The organism is Xenorhabdus budapestensis (assembly GCF_002632465.1).
In the GTDB taxonomy this organism is placed as follows: Bacteria; Pseudomonadota; Gammaproteobacteria; order Enterobacterales; family Enterobacteriaceae; genus Xenorhabdus; species Xenorhabdus budapestensis.
On record NZ_NIBS01000073.1, the window covers coordinates 1 to 2,383 of the forward strand.

Consider the following 2,383-nt stretch of genomic DNA (forward strand, 5'->3'; position numbering starts at 1 on the left):
GGAATAAAGGCTTTGGTGATCTTATGTTGATTGATAAACGCCAGCAGTTGCTCACTGTCGCCGGTTACTGCGGCAGGAGCAATATACAGGGTAGCACCGGACATCAGCACCGGAAAAACTTCAAAGACAGAAGCATCAAACACGTAATTGGAGAAAAACAGCGCTCTCACCTGTGGTGCCAGTGAATGTGTTCTGGCAATAAACTGAGTCAGATTCAGAACACTGCTATGTTCCACCATCACCCCTTTTGGCTGACCGGTGGTGCCTGAGGTGTAGATGATATAAGCCAGATCGGTCGGCTGGTTGATTAAGGCCGCATTTTCTGACGGATGCCCCGCAGTCACGGTCTGATCATCCGCCGCTATCAAAGCAGGCTGAACAGGCAGATACTGCCTGTGTGTCTTTAATACCGGTAAATACCGCTGTTGGGTCACCACACACGGAGCCTGAGTATCGGCCAGAATAAAGCGGACACGCTCAGCGGGATATTCTGGAGAGATCGGCACATAAGCACCGCCCGCTTTCAGTACCGCCAGCATACTGATCACCATTTCCAGACTGCGATCCAGATACAGGGCCACGGGGGTATCAGCTGGCATCGGCGCATGGTATTGCTGCTGATAGTGTTCACAAATAGCAGAAGCTAACTGGTTTGCCCGCTCATTAAGCTGGCGGTAAGTCAGGCTCTCCCCTTCAAACACCAGCGCAATATTATCCGGTGTGGCTACAACCTGTGCCTCAAACTGCTGCTGGAGTGTGCAATCTTGCGGGTATGGAGCATCCGACTGGTTCCAGCTATAGAGCAGAGTATGACGTTCCTGCTCTGACAGTACCTCAAGCGTGGCGAGAGATTGCTTCTGATCCACCACAAAAGCGGTCAGGATACGTCGGTAGAGATCTGCCATTCTGGTTATTGTTGTCTGATCAAACAAACTTACCGCATAGTTGATGCAACCAGTCAGGTAAGGCTGGTCATCGGATATAAACAGACTGAGATCAAATTTGGCCGGACTATGCAGGAACTCTTCTAATTTAACGGTACTAAATGGCAGATTGGCACCGGCTGACCAGTCTTCATAGAAATTCTGCAACCCAAACATGATCTGGAAAATGGGATGGCGGGCAGTGTCACGCTCAATCGCCAGTGCATCCAGTAGTTGTTCAAATGGCATGTCCTGATGAGCTTTAGCCTGTGCAACTACGCTGTGCGTCTGCCTAATCAGATTTTCTACACTGCCGGTCTGTTCGAGCTGCATCCGCAGTACCAGCGAGTTCACAAACATGCCGATTAATGGCTGAGTCTGGACATGATGTCGGTTGTCAGTAGGCATCCCCAGTACAATGTCATTTTGACCGGACAGCCTCGCCAACGTGACATAAAAACCACTGAGCAACACAGTATATAAGGTAGTTTCCTGCTGCCTTGCCAATGCCCTCAGTTGTTCCGATAGCCCGTATTCCAACGCAAAAATAAAGTTCTGACCTTCATAATCCACCTGTGCCGGTCGCGGCCTGTCGGTTGGCAAAGCCAGAGGTTCATAATCCGCCAATACCTGCTGCCAATATGCTAACTGCTGTTCCCTCACGTCACCTTGCAGATACTCGCGTTGCCATCTGGCATAATCACCATAGCTGATCTCCAAAGCAGGCAGTTGACTGTTACGGGATCCCAGTAGAGCGTGGTAACACTCCTCCAGCTCATTCATAAAAATGCCGATCGACCAGCCATCAATGGCGATATGGTGCCACATGAAGAATAGGTAATGACTTTCAGCTACTAGGTTTTCTGTCACTAGGTTTTCTGCCACCATGTAGTGACACAGATAGTGACACAGACGCAGGCTCGGCTCTGCCGTCAGATCAAATGGTGTTGCCAGTTCAGTACGTACCGTTTGCCAAAAATCATCAGCACTCCGACAAGACTGTGATCTGAAAGCAAGTCGTTCTTCAAGTACCTGCTGATAAACTTGTCCCTCATCATCATTGCGGTACACAGTTTTCATCACCGGATGGCGGTCAACAACTTGATTAATTGCCATTTCCAGTAACGGCAAACTATCTCCATCATTTAGCTGAACAAGATAAGGAACATGATATACATGGGTTCCTTGTTCGAAACGTTCGATAAACAGCATCCGTTCCTGAACAAAAGACAGAGGATAATCCGCCATTTCAACATGGGGGATCACCGTGCAAGCCTGCTGCCCCATATGGGCTGCTAGTCCGGCAATTGTTTTTAACTCAAAGATCTGAACCAATGGCACATCCACCGCCAGAGCATGACGAATAGCGGCTGCCAGTTTAATCGCCAGCAGGGAATTACCGCCGATACGGAAGAAGTTATCTTCAATCCCCACCCGTTCCAGCCCCAATACCGACTGCC

General features: G+C 49.4%; 1 protein-coding gene. It reads right to left on the reverse strand.

Annotation, left to right across the window (positions count from 1 at the left end; all coding sequences use genetic code 11):
- On the reverse strand, positions 1 to 2,383 hold a 2,383-nt coding region (locus Xbud_RS18805), incomplete at both ends, for a non-ribosomal peptide synthetase (protein WP_145956678.1).